The sequence below is a fragment of the Ensifer oleiphilus genome (assembly GCF_013371465.1).
Taxonomy (GTDB): Bacteria; Pseudomonadota; Alphaproteobacteria; order Rhizobiales; family Rhizobiaceae; genus Ensifer; species Ensifer oleiphilus.
Window position 1 is genome coordinate 313,832 of record NZ_JABWDU010000006.1, and the last position, 15,583, is coordinate 329,414.

Below are 15,583 nucleotides of genomic sequence, written 5' to 3' on the forward strand. Positions count from 1 at the left end.
CGCGTCCGCAAACCCCGCCTGAAAGCTCCCTCCCATGCCCGGTCCCACTCTCGATATCGTCGAAACCGATCAGAACCTGCCAGCGAAAGCCGATGTCGTCATCGTCGGTGGCGGCATCATCGGTATCAGCACCGCGCTGTTTCTGGCAGAGCGCGGCATCGACGTCGTGCTTTGCGAGAAGGGCGTGCCCGGAGCCGAACAGTCGAGCCGCAACTGGGGCTGGGTGCGCGTCATGGGCCGCGACGAGCGTGAGATACCGCTGGCGATCGAAGCGCTGAAGATCTGGGATACGCTCGATGCCCGCGTCCGCGGCGAGACCGGTTTTCGCCGCAGCGGCATCCTCTACATTTCCGAGAATGAGACCGACATCGCCAACCGCGATGCCTGGCTGGCGATGGCGAGACCCTATGGCGTCGACAGCAGGCAGATCGGAGCGGAAGAGACGGAAGCGTTGATGCCGGGCGCCAACATCCGCTACCAGGGTGCCCTGCACACGCCGAGCGACGGCCGGGCCGAACCGCAAAAGGCGGTACCGGCGATCGTTGCCGGCGCGCGCCGCGCCGGTGCCCGCATTCTTTCGGGCTGCGCTGTCCGTGGCATCGAGAGACAAGCCGGGCGCATCAGCGCCGTCGTCACCGAAATGGGTCGGATCGAAACCTCTGGTGTCGTCGTGGCCGGTGGCGCCTGGTCGCGATTGTTGCTCAAAGGGCTCGGCATCCGGTTACCGCAACTGAAGGTCCGCAACACCGTGCTCCGGACCAGTGCGGTCCCGGGCGGGCCCGAAGGCGCGGGTGCCACGGGCAGCTACGCCTATCGCAAACGGCTCGACGGTGGCTACACGATTGCCGATGGCGGCGCCAACCTGCATCCTGTCGTGCCCGACAGTTTTGCATTCTTCCGCGATTTCCAGCCGGCGCGAAAGGCCGAAGGCGATTCCGTACAGGTCGGCCTCAGCGCCCAGAGCTGGCGCGAACTCTTCGAGATCGGCGCCGTTCCGCTCGACCGCCCGGGTGCTTTCGAGCGGCACCGGGTGCTGGATCCGCAACCGGATCAGCACTCCGTCCTGCGCGCATTCGATGCAGCGAGAGAGGCGCTGCCGTCGCTACGCGAGGCGCGGGTGCAGCAGGTCTGGGCGGGCCTGATCGACGTCACGCCCGACGCGGTGCCGGTGATCTCGACGATAGAAACCCAGCCTGGTCTCATCATCGCCACAGGATTTTCCGGCCATGGTTTCGGCATCGGCCCGGGTGCCGGGCATCTGGTCGCCGACCTCGTCACCGGCCAGAAACCGATCGTCGACCCCGCCCCTTTTCGTTTCTCCCGCTTCTCCGACGGCACCCCGATCACCATCGCACCGCCGGTTTGAGCACCTGAACGGCAAGCTGTCGCGCAAGAAAATTACGCGCGGAGCCGACCGAAAATCGCAGCGACACCGGCAGCCGCCATCGCCACTGCAGGATTCTGTCTTTCTTCAGCTGCAAGCATCGCGAGCGGCCGAAAGGCCTTCATAAGCCCCTGAACTCGTGGCAGTCTGTGTTCATCCCGTCGGGAGAACGGGGCTGAGGAGGAAGGCGTGACGATCCGGGGCGGAGGAGCCTGCAGGTAGTCCCGCCCACTTTTGCCATCTGCGACACCCCGTTTTCCCCATGCTTGTAGGTGCGCGTCGCGCACGCCGGAGGGAGGCCGGAAACCGCATGAGCGATCCCGATCGACTTAGCCTGCATGTGCCCGAACCGGCGGTCCGCCCGGGCGGCCAGCCGGACTTCTCCAACGTCAAGATCCCGAAGGCCGGCTCTGTGCCGAGGCCCGAGATCGACGTCGCCCCGGAAGAGATCCGCGACCTCGCCTATTCGATCATCCGCGTCTTGAACCGTGATGGTGAAGCCGTCGGCCCGTGGGCCGGGCTGTTGTCCGACGACGAGCTGCTTGCCGGCCTCAAGCACATGATGACGCTGCGCGCCTTCGATGCGCGCATGGTCATGGCGCAGCGCCAGGGCAAGACGTCGTTCTACATGCAGCATCTGGGCGAAGAAGCGGTCAGCTGCGCCTTCCGCAAGGCGCTGAACAAGGGCGACATGAATTTCCCGACCTATCGTCAGGCGGGTCTGCTGATCGCCGACGAATACCCCATGGTCGAGATGATGAACCAGATCTTCTCGAACGAGAGCGACCCGTTGCGCGGCCGGCAACTGCCGATCATGTATTCTTCCAAGGAGCATGGCTTCTTCACCATCTCCGGCAACCTCGCCACCCAATATGTGCAGGCGGTCGGCTGGGCGATGGCGTCAGCCATCAAGAATGACACGAAGATCGCGGCCGCCTGGATCGGTGACGGCTCGACGGCGGAGTCGGACTTCCATTCCGCCCTCGTCTTTGCCTCCACCTACAAGGCGCCGGTCATTCTCAACATCGTCAACAACCAGTGGGCGATCTCGACCTTCCAGGGCATCGCCCGCGGCGGCTCCGGTACCTTTGCCGCCCGCGGCCTCGGTTTCGGCATTCCTGCGCTGCGTGTCGACGGCAACGACTATCTCGCCGTCTATGCGGTTGCCAAATGGGCAGCCAAACGCGCCCGACGCAATCTCGGCCCGACGGTGATCGAATACGTCACCTACCGCGTCGGCGCACACTCCACCTCCGACGATCCGAGCGCCTACCGGCCGAAGACGGAATCGGAAGCCTGGCCACTTGGCGACCCCGTCCTCCGGCTGAAGAAGCACCTGATCCTGCGCGGCGCCTGGTCGGAAGAACGCCACACCCAGGCGGAAGCCGAGATCGTCGATGCGGTGATCCAGGCGCAGAAGCAGGCCGAAGGCCACGGCACCTTGCATGCCGGCGGCAGGCCGTCGGTGCGCGACATCTTCGAAGGCGTCTATGCCGAGATGCCGCCCCATATTCGCCGCCAGCGCCAGAAGGCAGGATACTGATATGGCCAGAATGACAATGATCGAGGCCGTGCGCAGCGCCATGGACGTCTCCATGGGGCGCGACGACAATGTCGTCGTCTTCGGCGAGGACGTCGGCTATTTCGGCGGCGTCTTCCGCTGCACCCAGGGGCTCCAGGCGAAATACGGCAAGACCCGCTGTTTCGATGCGCCGATCAGCGAGAGCGGCATCGTCGGCACGGCGATCGGAATGGCCGCCTACGGGCTGAAACCCTGCGTCGAGATCCAGTTCGCCGACTACATGTACCCGGCCTACGACCAGATCACCCAGGAAGCGGCCCGCATCCGCTATCGCTCCAACGGCGACTTCACCTGCCCGATCGTGCTGCGCATGCCGACCGGCGGCGGCATCTTCGGCGGGCAGACGCACAGCCAGAGCCCGGAAGCACTGTTCACCCATGTCTGCGGCCTCAAGGTCGTCGTGCCGTCCAACCCGTATGACGCCAAGGGCCTGCTGATCGCCTCGATTGAAGATCCCGATCCGGTGATGTTCCTGGAGCCCAAGCGCCTCTATAACGGCCCGTTCGACGGGCACCACGACCGTCCCGTCATTCCCTGGTCGAAACACGATCTCGGCGAAGTGCCGGAAGGCCACTACACCATCCCGATCGGCAAGGCGGAAGTACGCCGCAAGGGCTCGGCCGTCACTGTGATTGCCTATGGCACCATGGTGCATGTGGCGCTGGCCGCCGCAGAAGAGACCGGCATCGACGCCGAGGTCATCGACCTTCGCAGCCTGCTGCCGCTCGATCTCGACGCCATCGTGCAATCGGTCGAAAAGACCGGGCGCTGCGTCGTCGTGCATGAGGCGACGCTGACCTCCGGCTTCGGCGGCGAAATCGCCTCCCTCGTGCAGGAGCACTGCTTCTACAATCTCGAAGCCCCGGTCGTGCGCGTCGCCGGCTGGGACACGCCCTACCCGCATGCCCAGGAGTGGGACTATTTCCCCGGCCCCGCGCGCGTCGGACGCGCGCTCGTCGAAGTGATGGAGGCCTGAGCATGGGCGAATTCGTAATCAAGATGCCGGATGTCGGCGAAGGCGTGGCCGAGGCCGAACTGGTCGAATGGCATGTGAAACCAGGCGATCCCGTGCGCGAGGACATGATCCTTGCGGCCGTGATGACCGACAAGGCGACGGTCGAAATCCCCTCGCCGGTCAACGGTACGGTGCTCTGGCTCGGTGCCGAGATCGGCGATACAGTCGCGGTCAAGGCGCCGCTGGTACGCATCGAAATTGCGGGCGAAGGCACGGAGCCAACTCCAGTCGAAAAGCCGGAGGCCAAGACCGAAGAGAAAGCAGCGCCGAAGGCCGAAGCCCCGGTTGCCACGCCGAGCCAGCCGGCAAAGGTCGAAGCAAAGGCCGAGACAAAGACACCGGCACCGGCCAGCAACGGCGTACATGTCGCGCCCGAGCGTCTGGAGAAGGCCCTGGCCTCACCCGCCGTGCGCCTACGCGCCCGCGAAAGCGGCGTCGACCTGCGCCAGGTGACAGGTACAGGCCCTGCCGGCCGCATCACCCATGACGACCTCGACCAGTTTCTTGCCCGCGGCGCCCAGCCGGCCGCGGCGCCTGCCGGCCTCGCGCGCAAAACCGCCGTCGACGAGATCAAGGTGACCGGCCTTCGCCGCCGCATAGCCGAGAAGATGACGCTGTCGACCTCGCGCATCCCCCACATCACCTATGTGGAGGAGGTCGACATGACCGCGCTCGAAGACTTGCGCACGATGATGAACCGCGATCGCAAGCCGGATCAGCCGAAGCTGACGATCCTGCCCTATCTCATGCGCGCGATGGTCAGGGCGATCGCCGATCTGCCGGGTGTCAACTCCACCTTCGACGACGGCGCCGGCATCATCAGCCGTCACCACGCCGTTCATATCGGCATCGCCACGCAGACGCCTGCCGGCCTGACCGTGCCGGTCGTGCGCCACGCCGAAGCGCGCGGCATCTGGGACTGCGCCATAGAACTCAACCGGCTGGCGGAAGCCGCCCGCACCGGCACTGCCACCCGCGACGAACTCACCGGCTCGACCATCACCATCTCCTCGCTCGGCGCACTTGGCGGCATCGTCTCGACGCCCGTGATCAACCACCCCGAGGTGGCGATCGTCGGCGTCAACAAGCTGGCGGTTCGCCCTGTTTGGGACGGCACGCAGTTCGTGCCGCGCAAGATCATGAACCTGTCGTCGAGCTTCGACCATCGCGTCATCGACGGCTGGGATGCGGCCACCTTCGTGCAGAGGGTGAAAACCCTGCTCGAAACGCCGGCACTGATTTTCGTGGAGGCATGAGGCGATCATGAAGGAAATTTCCTGCAAGCTGCTCGTCATCGGCGCCGGCCCCGGCGGCTATATCTGCGCCATCCGCGCCGGCCAGCTCGGCGTCGACACCGTCATCGTCGAGAAGGCGAAGGCCGGCGGCACCTGCCTCAATGTCGGCTGTATCCCGTCGAAGGCGCTGATCCACGCCGCCGACGAATTCCATAAATTGCGCTCGGCGGCCTCCGGCCGTAGCCCGCTCGGCCTGTCGCTTGCCAACCCGACCATCGATCTCGCCCGCACCGTCGCCTGGAAGGACGGCATCGTCGGGCGGCTGAATGGCGGCGTCACCGGCCTTCTGAAGAAAGCCGGCGTCAAGGCCGTCATCGGCGTCGCTCGCTTCGTCGACGGCAAGACGGTGGACGTGGAAACCGAGACCGGCCTGCAGCGCATTCGCGCCGAGGCAATCGTCATTGCCACCGGCTCCGCCCCCATCGAGCTTTCAGACATGCCCTTCGGCGGCTCGATCATCTCGTCGACCGAGGCACTGTCGCTCAAAAGCGTGCCGGCGAGCGTCGCCGTTATCGGTGGCGGCTATATCGGGCTCGAACTCGGCACCGCCTTTGCCAAGCTCGGCGCCCATGTCACCGTGCTCGAGGCGCAGGCGCGCATCCTGCCGCAATATGACGCGGACCTGTCGAAGCCGATCGCCAAGCGCCTCGGCGAACTCGGCGTCGAGGTCTTTACCCAGACGGTCGCCAAGCGGCTCTCCGCCGACGGCAAGACCCTGCTCGCCGAACACAACGGCCGCCCCATCGAGGTGCCGGCCGAAAAGGTGCTGGTAACGGTCGGCCGCAGGCCGGTGACCGACGGTTTCGGGCTCGAGGAAATCGATCTCGACCGCGCCGGAAAATTCATCCGCATCGACGACCAGTGCCGCACCTCGATGCGCGGCATCTATGCGATCGGCGACGTTACCGGCGAGCCGATGCTGGCGCACCGCGCCATGGCGCAAGGCGAAATGGTCGCGGAGATCGTCGCCGGCAACAAACGCGCCTGGGACAAGCGCTGCATACCCGCCGTCTGCTTCACCGACCCGGAGATCGTGACGGCAGGTCTTTCGCCGGACGAAGCCCGCGCCACAGGCATCGAGATCAAGGTCGGCCAGTTCCCCTTCCAGGCGAACGGTCGGGCCATGACGACATTGTCGGAAGACGGCTTCGTGCGCGTCGTCGCCCGCGCCGACAACCATCTGGTCCTCGGCATCCAGGCGGTTGGCCATGGGGTCTCGGAGCTTTCGGCGAGCTTCGGTCTCGCGATCGAGATGGGCGCGCGCCTCGAAGACATCGCCGGCACGATCCACGCCCATCCGACCCAGTCGGAAGCATTCCAGGAAGCAGCACTCAAGGCGCTGGGACACGCGTTGCACATCTGAGCGGTGCGCGGGTGAATGGCGCCCGCCAGCGTCAACCGTTGCCTTTTGCCGTAGGGGAGAAAGACATGAGCAGAACTGACCCGATCGTCATCGTTTCGGCGGCACGCACCCCGATGGGCTCCTTTCAGGGCAGCCTGAAGGATCTGACGGCGCCGGAAATCGGCGCAATAGCGCTGAAGGCAGCACTCGACCGCGCTGGCCTTGACACTGTCGACGAGGTGCTGATGGGCAATGTGCTGCCGGCCGGCGTCGGCCAGAACCCGGCGCGCCAGGCAGCTCTCGGCGCGGGCCTTGGCAAGGAAACGCCATCGACAACCATTTCCAAGGTCTGCGGCTCCGGCATGAAGGCCCTGATGCTCGGCCACGACGCACTCCTTTCGGGCAGCGTCTCGGTGCTTGCCGTCGGCGGCATGGAGTCGATGACCAACGCCCCCTATCTGTTGCCAAAGGCGCGTGGCGGCTTCCGGCTGGGGCATGGCGAGGTCAAGGATCACATGTTCCTCGACGGCCTTGAGGACGCCTATTCCGGCCGGCTGATGGGCACCTATGCCGAAGACACGGCCGAACACTACCAGTTCTCGCGCACCGACCAGGACGCGTTTGCGATTCGCTCGCTGGAGCGCGCAACCCGCGCAGCGGAAGATGGTTCCTTTGCCGAGGAAACGGTGACAATCAGCGGCGCCGGCAAGCGGCAAACCGCCAATCTTGATCGCGACGAGCAGCCGACCAAGTCGGATCCGGCAAAGATCCCGAAGCTGAAAGCCGCCTTCCGAGACGGCGGCAGCGTGACGGCGGCGAATTCGTCGTCGATATCAGACGGGGCTGCGGCGCTGATCCTGATGCGGGCGAGCGAGGCGGAAAAGCGGGGGCTCACGCCCCTTGCCATCGTCGCCGGCCATGCCGGTCATGCGCAGGAACCGGCCTGGTTTACCACCGCGCCGATCGGCGCGATCGACAAGTTGATGGCCAAACTTGCCTGGGAGAAAGGCAGCGTCGGCCTCTACGAAATCAACGAGGCCTTCGCCGTGGTAGCGATGGCCGCAATCCGCGATCTCGGGCTTTCCGACGAAATCGTCAACATCAATGGCGGCGCATGCGCGCTCGGCCATCCAATCGGCGCATCTGGCGCCCGCATCATCGTGACGCTCCTGCACGCCATGCGCGCCAAGAACGTCAAGCGCGGCATTGCCTCGCTCTGCATTGGCGGCGGCGAAGCGACGGCGGTCGGGCTGGAGCTGTTGCACTGACAAAAGAGCGCCACCGGTCGAACCGGTGGCGCCTCTCGTTTTCAGGGGGCGATTGTCCCTCGGTCTCTCCCCGCTTGGCGGCGAGAGACCCAATCACACCGTTGCTTAACCCATGCGCTCGGAAGCGTAGGAGCCCGGGCTCGCCGGGAAGACGACGACGCGGTTCCCGTTGATGAAGCAGCGGTGGTGGATATGGGCGTGAACGGCCCGCGCCAACACCTGGCTTTCCACGTCGCGGCCGATCGAGACGTAATCCTCGGCGCTCTGGGCATGTGTGATGCGGGCGATGTCCTGCTCGATGATCGGACCCTCGTCGAGATCCTCGGTGACATAGTGCGCCGTCGCGCCGATCAGCTTCACGCCGCGCTCATAGGCCTGCTTATAGGGGTTGGCGCCCTTGAACGACGGCAGGAAGGAGTGGTGGATGTTGATGATCCGGCCCGACATCTTCTTGCAGAGCTGGTCGGAGAGAACCTGCATGTAACGGGCAAGCACCACCAGGTCCGCATCGGTCTGCTCGACGATCTCCAGCATGCGCGCTTCGGCCTGCGGCTTGTTGTCCTTGGTCACCTTGATGTGGTGGAAGGGTATGTCGTGGTTGACGACCACCTTCTGGTAATCGAAGTGGTTGGAGATGACAGCGACGATATCGATCGGAAGCGCCCCGATCTTCCAACGGTAGAGCAGGTCGTTGAGGCAATGGCCGAAACGCGACACCATCAGCACCACCTTCATGCGCTCTTCGCTGTCGCGGATCTCGCAGGTCATGTCGAAGCGCTTGACGACGGGCGCGAAGCCTTCCCGCAGTTCCTCGATCTTTGCGCCTTCCTGGCTGATGAAGGTCAGCCGCATGAAGAACAGACCTGTCTGCAGATCGTCGAACTGCGAACTGTCGGTGATGTAACAGCCTTTTTCCGCGAGATAGCCGGTAATGGCAGCAACGATGCCGCGGGTGGACTTGCAGGTGACGGTCAGCACATAGCTTTTCATCGGTATCTGTCTCTCGCTCCAGAGGTTTTTCCGGCCCCCCTTATACGGCCAGTCACGGCGAAAACTAGCGCGGCCTTTGGCCTCCTGTCGATCCATTCGCGACATCGGCTGGACGGAACCGGCCAGACGGCGACGGAGCGGCTTGGCAACAGGGGCTCAGATGCCTAATGCGGGGTTCGGTCAGGGTGGGCGCGGGCGAAGGCGTCGATCTCGGCGCAGCGCTGATCGATGGCAACGAGTTTCGGGCAGGCGGACAGATCGACGTCCCAGCGGCGGGCATTGTAGACCTGCGGCACCAGGCAGAAATCCGCCATCCCGGGCCTGTCGCCGTGGCAGAAGTCGCCCGTGGCAGGGTGGTCGAGCAAGCGCTCGAAGGCAGTCAGCCCGTCGCCGATAAACTTGCGCATCCAGTCGCGGCGCGCCGTCTCGCCATCCTCTGAATTGGCCATGACGTAGGAGACGACGCCGAGATTGCAGACGGGGTGAATGTCCATGGCGATTGCATAGGACAGCGCTCGCACACGTTGTCGCTCGGTTGCACCGCCGGGCAGGAAGGTGGCCTTTTCCCGCGTTTCCGCCAGGTATTCGATGATGGCGAGCGATTGCGTCAACCGCTCGCCGTCGATGTCGAGCACGGGCAGCAGCCCCTGCGGATTGCGGTCGAGGTGCTCGGCCTGGCGATGAGCCTTGGCCAGCAGGTCCACCGGCACGGAGCGATAGGGCTCGTCAAGGCTGTTCAGCGCAATGCGGACCCGGTAGCTGGCCGATGACCGCCAATAGTCATAAAGAACGGTCTCGGCCATGCGGCTTTCCTCGTCGCGTGCGCTGGCCACGATCAGGCCTTTTCGTAAGGCCCGACCAACTGCTCGATCGCACCGAAGATCGAATGGCCGGCCTTGTCCTTCATCTCGATGCGCACGATGTCGCCGAAGCGCAGGAAATGCGTCTTCGGCGCGCCACCGACAATCGTCTCGATCATGCGCAGCTCGGCAATGCAGGAATAACCGGCGCCACCTTCCGAGACCGGCTTTCCGGGGCCGCCGTCGAGCTTGTTGGAGACCGTGCCCGAACCGATGATCGTGCCGGCTGCAAGCGGACGCGTCTTGGCCGCGTGCGCGATCAGCTGGCCGAAGTCGAAGGTCATATCGACACCGGCATCGGCGCGACCGAACGGCTTGCCATTGAGGTCGACATGAAGCGGCAGATGCAGCTTGCCGCCATCCCAGGCATCGCCCAGTTCGTCCGGCGTGACTGCAACCGGCGAAAAGGCCGACGACGGCTTCGACTGGTAGAAACCGAACCCCTTGGCGAGTTCGGCCGGGATTAGGCCACGCAGCGACACGTCGTTGACGAGCATCACCAGGCGGATGGCAGCGCGGGCCTCCTCCAGCGAGGCGCCCATCGGAACATCGTCGACGACGACGGCGATTTCGCCTTCCATATCGACGCCCCAGCTTTCGTCCGCCATCAGGATCGGATCGCGTGGCGCAATGAAGCTGTCGGAGCCGCCCTGGTAGATTAGCGGATCTGTCCAGAAGCTTGCCGGCATCTCGGCGTTTCGGGCTTTTCGCACCAGCTCGACGTGATTGACATAGGCCGAGCCATCGGCCCACTGATAGGCGCGCGGCAGCGGCGAAAGCGCGTCGTGTTCATGGAAGCGGATCGTCGGCTGAGCGCCGGTCTCTATGCCTTCGGCCACGCGTTCGAGCCGCGGGCTGGTATGTGCCCAGTCGTCGAGTGCAGCTTGCAGCGTGCGGGCGATGTGCCCGACTTCGGAGCAGCGGGTGAGATCGCGGGAGACGACCGCGAGTTTTCCATCACGCGAGCCGTCCTTAAGTGTCGCCAGTTTCATGCAATCCTCCCTCTACGCAGACGAATCGTCCGCAAGTTCCACAACAAGGCCGTCGGACGCGATCGTCAAGGCACCAGCCCAGCTTTTGCGCGTGGCCGCGATCCAATGAAGCTCGGTGATCTCCGGGTCGTCGGCCGGAATGAGATGGTGCAGCACCAGCCGGCCGACGCCTGCGACCGTGGCGATTTGCCCAGCCTCGTCGGCAAAACTGTGGCTCGCAAGCAGGTGTTCCTTCAGCCGCGCGCCGTTGCCGGTGCGCGCCACCAGCCGATCGACACCCTCGGCCAGCATCGCCTCATGCACGAGGATGTCGGCACCTGCTGCGAAATCGGCGAGTGGTGGGAAATGGGCGGTGTCCGCAGAAAAGACGACGCTTGCCCCCGCATGATCGAACCGTAGGGCGAAACAATCGGTCACGGGCGGATGATCGACCCGCAGCGCCGACACTGACAGGCCGCCTTCGGACAGAACCGCGCCTTCGCCAAATTCGGCGATGTCGACGAGTTGGCGCAGATCCGGGCGGCCCTCGTCGATGATGCGGATATCGATATCGAATTTCATCGCCTGCAGAAAGCCGTGCCAGTAGTCGCGGGTTCCAGGCGGGCCGAAGACGCCCACAGTGGTCGCAAGGCCGGCAGTCCAGGCGGTGTGGATCAGCGGCCCGAGTTCGAGCACGTGGTCGGAATGCAGATGGGTGATGAAGATGAGATCCAGCGCCTTGAGATTGACGCCGGCATCTGTGAGGCCGCGGGTAACACCGAGGCCGCAGTCGACGACAATGGTGCGGCCGCCGATCTCAAACAGTGAAGAGCTCGGCGAAGGGCCGCCCGGACGGATTGCCGGGCCACCCTTGCTACCGAGCAGAACCAGCCGTGCCCTCAAGACCAATCGCCTTCCGGCGTGCCGTTGAAGCGCTTTTTCAGGTCGGTCCAGCAGTCGATATAGTTATCCTGCAACGTCTCCAGTTCGGCGGCGAAGCGGGTCAGCTGCTGCGGGAAGCGGGTCTCGAACATGAAGGCCATCGTATGGTCGAGCTTCACCGGTTTCAACTCGCTGTTTGTCGCTTTCTCGTAGCCGGTCGCATCCGGCCCATGCGCCAGCATCATGTTGTGCAGGCTCATGCCGCCAGGCACGAACCCTTCTTCCTTGGCATCGTAGCGGCCGTAGATCAGGCCCATGAACTCGCTCATGATGTTGCGGTGGTACCAGGGCGGACGGAAGGAATGTTCGGCCACCAGCCAGCGCGGCGGGAAGATGACGAAGTCGATATTCGCCGTTCCTTCTTCGCCCGAAGGCGCCGTCAGCACCGTGAAGATTGACGGATCAGGGTGGTCGAACAGGATGGCTCCAACAGGCGAGAAGGTTCTGAGATCGTATTTGTAGGGCGCGTAGTTGCCGTGCCAGGCGACGACATCGAGCGGCGAATGGCCAATCTCGGTGACGTGGAATTGGCCGCACCACTTCACATGCACGCGGCAGGGCGTTTCCTTTTCTTCATAGGCCGCCACCGGCGTCTTGAAGTCGCGCGGATTGGCAAGGCAGTTGGCGCCGATCGGACCACGGTCCGGCAGCGTGAACTTGGCACCGTAGTTTTCGCAGAGATAGCCGCGCCAGACCTTTTCCTCGCCAAGGCGGGTCACCTTGAACATCGTGCCGCGCGGCACCAGGCAGATCTCGGAGGGCTCGACATCCATCTTGCCGAGTTCGGTGAACACCTGGATGGCACCGCATTCCGGCACGATCACAAGCTCGCCATCGGCATTGAAGAAGTAGTCATCGACCATGTCGGCATTGAAGGCATAGGCGTGCGCGGCCATGCCGCCCTGTGTCAGCGCGTCGCCGGCCGTCGTCATCGTGCGGATGCCTTCGAGGAAGTTGAGGTTCTCAGAAGGCTCCGGCAACGGCCCCCAGCGCAATTGCCCTAGCGCCAGCGAATGGTCGGCCACGTGCGGCGCGGTCTTCCAGTGCGGGTAGTCGATCTTCTGGAAGCGCCCGGTGTGGCGCACGCTCGGACGAATGCGGTAGAGCCAGGAACGCTCGTTGGTTCCGCGAGGTGCTGTGAACGGCGAGCCGGAAAGCTGCTCGGCGTAGAGACCATAGGCGCATTTCTGCGGACTGTTCTGGCCCTGCGGCAAGGCGCCGGGCAGGCTTTCGGTCTCGAAATCGTTGCCGAACCCCGGCATGTAATCAAGCATTTGACCGGCAGTCGACCCGGCGCCTGTCTGTTTCTGTGCCTTGTCCAACATGACCTGAACCTCCTCCTCAGGTGCCTGCCCCACCGGCGATCACGGCTGATCCCGTAAGGCGAAGGCACGTTCAATGCGTTTGGGCGTCACCTGAAGTCCGAGTGGACGGTGGCGCGCTTTCGGGCCTAAAAACGCGTCGCGATCTTTCAGATAAGCTTGGCGCGCTTTAAGGTCTTGTTTTCACGCATGTCGCTATCGCAAAACCGCTGCACACTTTTGCGCGACATGCTTTAATAGTTGCAATCGTAACTATCGATTTTGTAACTATCAAGGATGTCACGGATGGCGGTCGACGGCTTCGAGCTGAATGCATTCCTGCCCTACAGACTGAACCGCGCCGCCGAGTTCGTCGCCGTGCGCTTCGCCGCCGAATACAAGGCGCGCTACCAGTTGACGCGTCCGGAGTGGCGCACGCTGGCGGCGCTTGGAAGCTCCACCCACGCGATGACGGCAACGGATGTCGGCACCCATTCGGCCATGCACAAGACCAAGGTCAGCCGCGCCGTCTCTGGCCTTGAGGAGCGGCGCTGGCTGAAGCGCAGCGAGGACCAGGACGACCGCCGGCTGGAACATCTGGAACTGACGAAGGCGGGCCGCACCGCCTATCGTGAACTGACAAACCTCGCGAGCGCCTATCAGGCGCAACTCCACGATCTGATCGGTGTCGGAGGCATGAAGGCGCTCAGCGCCGGCCTCGAAGCGATCGAACGTGCGATCGACAAGGCGGAAAAGCGTCCTTCCCGCACATAAGCTTTATGCCAACCCACGCCGGTATCAACCCTTCATGCGCTCCGGGATCGGCACCCCCTGAAAGCTCTTCAGGGTATCAAGTACGATCGAAGTCTTAACGTGCTGCACGCTGTCATGCGGCAGTAGCACATCGTTGACGAAGCGCGAGAGCCCGGCAAGGTCTGGCGTCACCACCCGCAGGTGATAGTCCATCTCCCCGGTCAGCGCGTACGCCTCCAGCACCTCGGGCAAGCTTGCGATCAGCTTGCCGAAACGCTTGGCATTGTCGCGGTTGTGGGTGGCAAGCGTCACAGAGATCACCACCATCAGGTCGAGCCCGAGCTTCTGCCGGTCGATCTGCGCCTGGTAGCCGGTAATGAACCCCTCCGCCTCCAGGCGTGTTCGCCGGCGCGAGCATTGGGAGGGCGAAAGGGCGATACGCTCCGATAGCTCGTTGTTGGTGAGATGCCCGTCGCGCTGCAGTTCGCTGAGGATCTTGAGATCGAACCCGTCAAGCTGCTCCATTCATGCATCCTTATACAGCATTTCGCACGTTTCGTGCGGCATCCTGCCCAAAACACGCAAGAATACAAGCATCATGCATCGGATTTGCGTCATACTCCAGCGAAGTTTGGAGGCCAGAGAGATCTGGAGAGCTTGAAGAGGAGACTTCCGATGGGCCCGTTCCCACATGACGCCCCGCCCGCAACGATCACGGCAGAAAACCCGGCCGGCACGGATGGCTTCGAATTCGTCGAATTCGCCCACCCGGAACCGGAGAAGCTCGCCGAGCTCTTCGCCCGCATGGGCTACAGCCCTGTCGCGAGGCATAGAACCAAGAACATCACCGTCTGGCGACAGGGCGACATCAACTACATTCTGAATGCGGAGCCGGGCTCGCATGCCATGCGCTTCGTCGACGAGCACGGCCCCTGCGCCCCGTCCATGGCCTGGCGCGTGGTCGATGCCAAGCATGCCTTCGACCACGCTGTTTCCAAGGGTGCCGTCCCCTACGAAGGCACCGACAAGTGTCTCAATGTGCCGGCGATCGTCGGCATCGGCGGATCTCTGCTCTATTTCGTCGAGACCTACGGCGCCAAGGGTTCGGCCTATGATGCGGAATTCGATTGGACCGGCGAGCGCAATCCGAAGCCGGAAGGCGTCGGCTTCTATTATCTCGACCACCTGACGCACAACGTCTATCGCGGCAATATGAACAAGTGGTGGGCCTTCTACCGCGAGCTGTTCAACTTCGCCCAGATCCATTTCTTCGACATCGACGGCCGCATCACCGGCCTCGTCAGCCGCGCGATCACCTCGCCCTGCGGCAAGATTCGTATCCCGCTGAACGAGTCCAAGGACGATACCAGCCAGATCGAGGAATATCTGCGCAAGTACAAAGGCGAAGGCATCCAGCACATCGCCGTTGGCACAGACGGCATCTACGACGCCACCGACAAACTGGCGGCCAATGACCTGAAGTTCATGCCCGGCCCGCCGGAAACCTACTACGCCATGTCACACGACCGGGTGCATGGCCATGACGAACCGATCGAGCGGATGAAGAAGCACGGCATCCTGATCGACGGAGAAGGCGTGGTGAACGGTGGCATGACGAAGATCCTGCTGCAGATCTTCTCCAAAACGGTCATCGGACCGATCTTCTTCGAGTTCATCCAGCGCAAGGGTGATGAAGGGTTCGGCGAGGGCAATTTCCGCGCCCTGTTCGAATCGATCGAAGCAGACCAGATCCGTCGTGGCGAACTTGGGCCGCAAGCGGCCGAGTAACAAAGGGCAGCGCCTCCGTTCTCTGGCAGTGGCGCATTTCTGACTTTCATAAAAGCCTCTCGCCGCTGGCGAGGGGCTTTTTTGGGTTCAGG

14 protein-coding genes are annotated in these 15,583 nt (G+C 63.6%); 8 read left to right on the plus strand and 6 right to left on the minus strand.

Annotation, left to right across the window (positions count from 1 at the left end; genetic code table 11):
• Nucleotides 1-34 precede the first annotated feature (34 nt).
• From HT585_RS22855 to HT585_RS22880, 6 genes are all read left to right on the plus strand, one after another.
• Nucleotides 35-1,366 carry an NAD(P)/FAD-dependent oxidoreductase gene (locus tag HT585_RS22855; RefSeq protein WP_176355085.1) on the plus strand — a complete coding sequence of 444 codons (1,332 nt, stop codon included), beginning with the start codon at nucleotides 35-37 and terminating at the stop codon, nucleotides 1,364-1,366.
• Between the two features lie 328 nt (nucleotides 1,367-1,694).
• Complete coding sequence (locus tag HT585_RS22860; protein WP_176355086.1) at nucleotides 1,695-2,927, plus strand: 3-methyl-2-oxobutanoate dehydrogenase (2-methylpropanoyl-transferring) subunit alpha; 1,233 nt, start codon at nucleotides 1,695-1,697, stop codon at nucleotides 2,925-2,927.
• A 1-nt stretch (nucleotide 2,928) separates the two neighbouring features.
• Nucleotides 2,929-3,942, plus strand: a complete 1,014-nt coding sequence (locus HT585_RS22865; protein ID WP_176355087.1) for an alpha-ketoacid dehydrogenase subunit beta — start codon at nucleotides 2,929-2,931, stop codon at nucleotides 3,940-3,942.
• 2 nt (nucleotides 3,943-3,944) lie between these two features.
• Entirely contained in the window at nucleotides 3,945-5,237 is a 1,293-nt protein-coding gene (locus HT585_RS22870; protein ID WP_176355088.1) for a dihydrolipoamide acetyltransferase family protein, read from the plus strand.
• Between the two features lie 7 nt (nucleotides 5,238-5,244).
• The gene (gene lpdA / locus HT585_RS22875; protein WP_176355089.1) at nucleotides 5,245-6,639 is read left to right on the plus strand and encodes a dihydrolipoyl dehydrogenase; all 1,395 of its coding nucleotides are present in this window, start codon (nucleotides 5,245-5,247) and stop codon (nucleotides 6,637-6,639) included.
• A 65-nt stretch (nucleotides 6,640-6,704) separates the two neighbouring features.
• The gene (locus HT585_RS22880) at nucleotides 6,705-7,886 is read left to right on the plus strand and encodes an acetyl-CoA C-acyltransferase (RefSeq protein ID WP_176355090.1); all 1,182 of its coding nucleotides are present in this window, start codon (nucleotides 6,705-6,707) and stop codon (nucleotides 7,884-7,886) included.
• Nucleotides 7,887-7,991: 105 nt separating this feature from the next.
• On the opposite strand, the gene purU is transcribed toward HT585_RS22880, so the two are convergent.
• The 5 genes from purU to hmgA all read right to left on the minus strand — a co-directional run bounded on the left by purU (nucleotide 7,992) and on the right by hmgA (nucleotide 12,974).
• Nucleotides 7,992-8,876, minus strand: a complete 885-nt coding sequence (gene purU / locus HT585_RS22885) for a formyltetrahydrofolate deformylase (protein WP_077504882.1) — start codon at nucleotides 8,874-8,876, stop codon at nucleotides 7,992-7,994.
• 164 nt (nucleotides 8,877-9,040) lie between these two features.
• The gene (maiA, locus tag HT585_RS22890) at nucleotides 9,041-9,679 is read right to left on the minus strand and encodes a maleylacetoacetate isomerase (RefSeq protein ID WP_176355091.1); all 639 of its coding nucleotides are present in this window, start codon (nucleotides 9,677-9,679) and stop codon (nucleotides 9,041-9,043) included.
• A gap of 32 nt (nucleotides 9,680-9,711) precedes the next feature.
• Nucleotides 9,712-10,728, minus strand: coding sequence for a fumarylacetoacetate hydrolase family protein (locus HT585_RS22895; protein ID WP_176355092.1), 1,017 nt, complete (start codon nucleotides 10,726-10,728; stop codon nucleotides 9,712-9,714).
• Between the two features lie 12 nt (nucleotides 10,729-10,740).
• Nucleotides 10,741-11,610, minus strand: a complete 870-nt coding sequence (locus tag HT585_RS22900) for an MBL fold metallo-hydrolase (RefSeq protein WP_176355093.1) — start codon at nucleotides 11,608-11,610, stop codon at nucleotides 10,741-10,743.
• Nucleotides 11,607-12,974 (minus strand): homogentisate 1,2-dioxygenase, encoded by a 1,368-nt coding sequence (gene hmgA / locus HT585_RS22905; RefSeq protein ID WP_176355094.1) that lies wholly within the window; start codon nucleotides 12,972-12,974, stop codon nucleotides 11,607-11,609. The genes HT585_RS22900 and hmgA overlap by 4 nt, the downstream gene beginning before the upstream one ends.
• A 282-nt stretch (nucleotides 12,975-13,256) precedes the next feature.
• On the opposite strand from hmgA, the gene HT585_RS22910 reads away from it, so the two are divergent.
• Nucleotides 13,257-13,724, plus strand: a complete 468-nt coding sequence (locus tag HT585_RS22910) for a MarR family winged helix-turn-helix transcriptional regulator (protein ID WP_176355095.1) — start codon at nucleotides 13,257-13,259, stop codon at nucleotides 13,722-13,724.
• A gap of 24 nt (nucleotides 13,725-13,748) precedes the next feature.
• Here HT585_RS22910 and HT585_RS22915 read toward each other — a convergent pair whose 3' ends face one another.
• Nucleotides 13,749-14,228 carry an Lrp/AsnC family transcriptional regulator gene (locus tag HT585_RS22915; RefSeq protein ID WP_176355096.1) on the minus strand — a complete coding sequence of 160 codons (480 nt, stop codon included), beginning with the start codon at nucleotides 14,226-14,228 and terminating at the stop codon, nucleotides 13,749-13,751.
• Between the two features lie 150 nt (nucleotides 14,229-14,378).
• Here HT585_RS22915 and hppD point away from each other — a divergent pair, with 150 nt between their 5' ends.
• Nucleotides 14,379-15,491, plus strand: a complete 1,113-nt coding sequence (gene hppD, locus HT585_RS22920; protein ID WP_176355097.1) for a 4-hydroxyphenylpyruvate dioxygenase — start codon at nucleotides 14,379-14,381, stop codon at nucleotides 15,489-15,491.
• The last annotated feature ends 92 nt before the right edge of the window (nucleotides 15,492-15,583 follow it).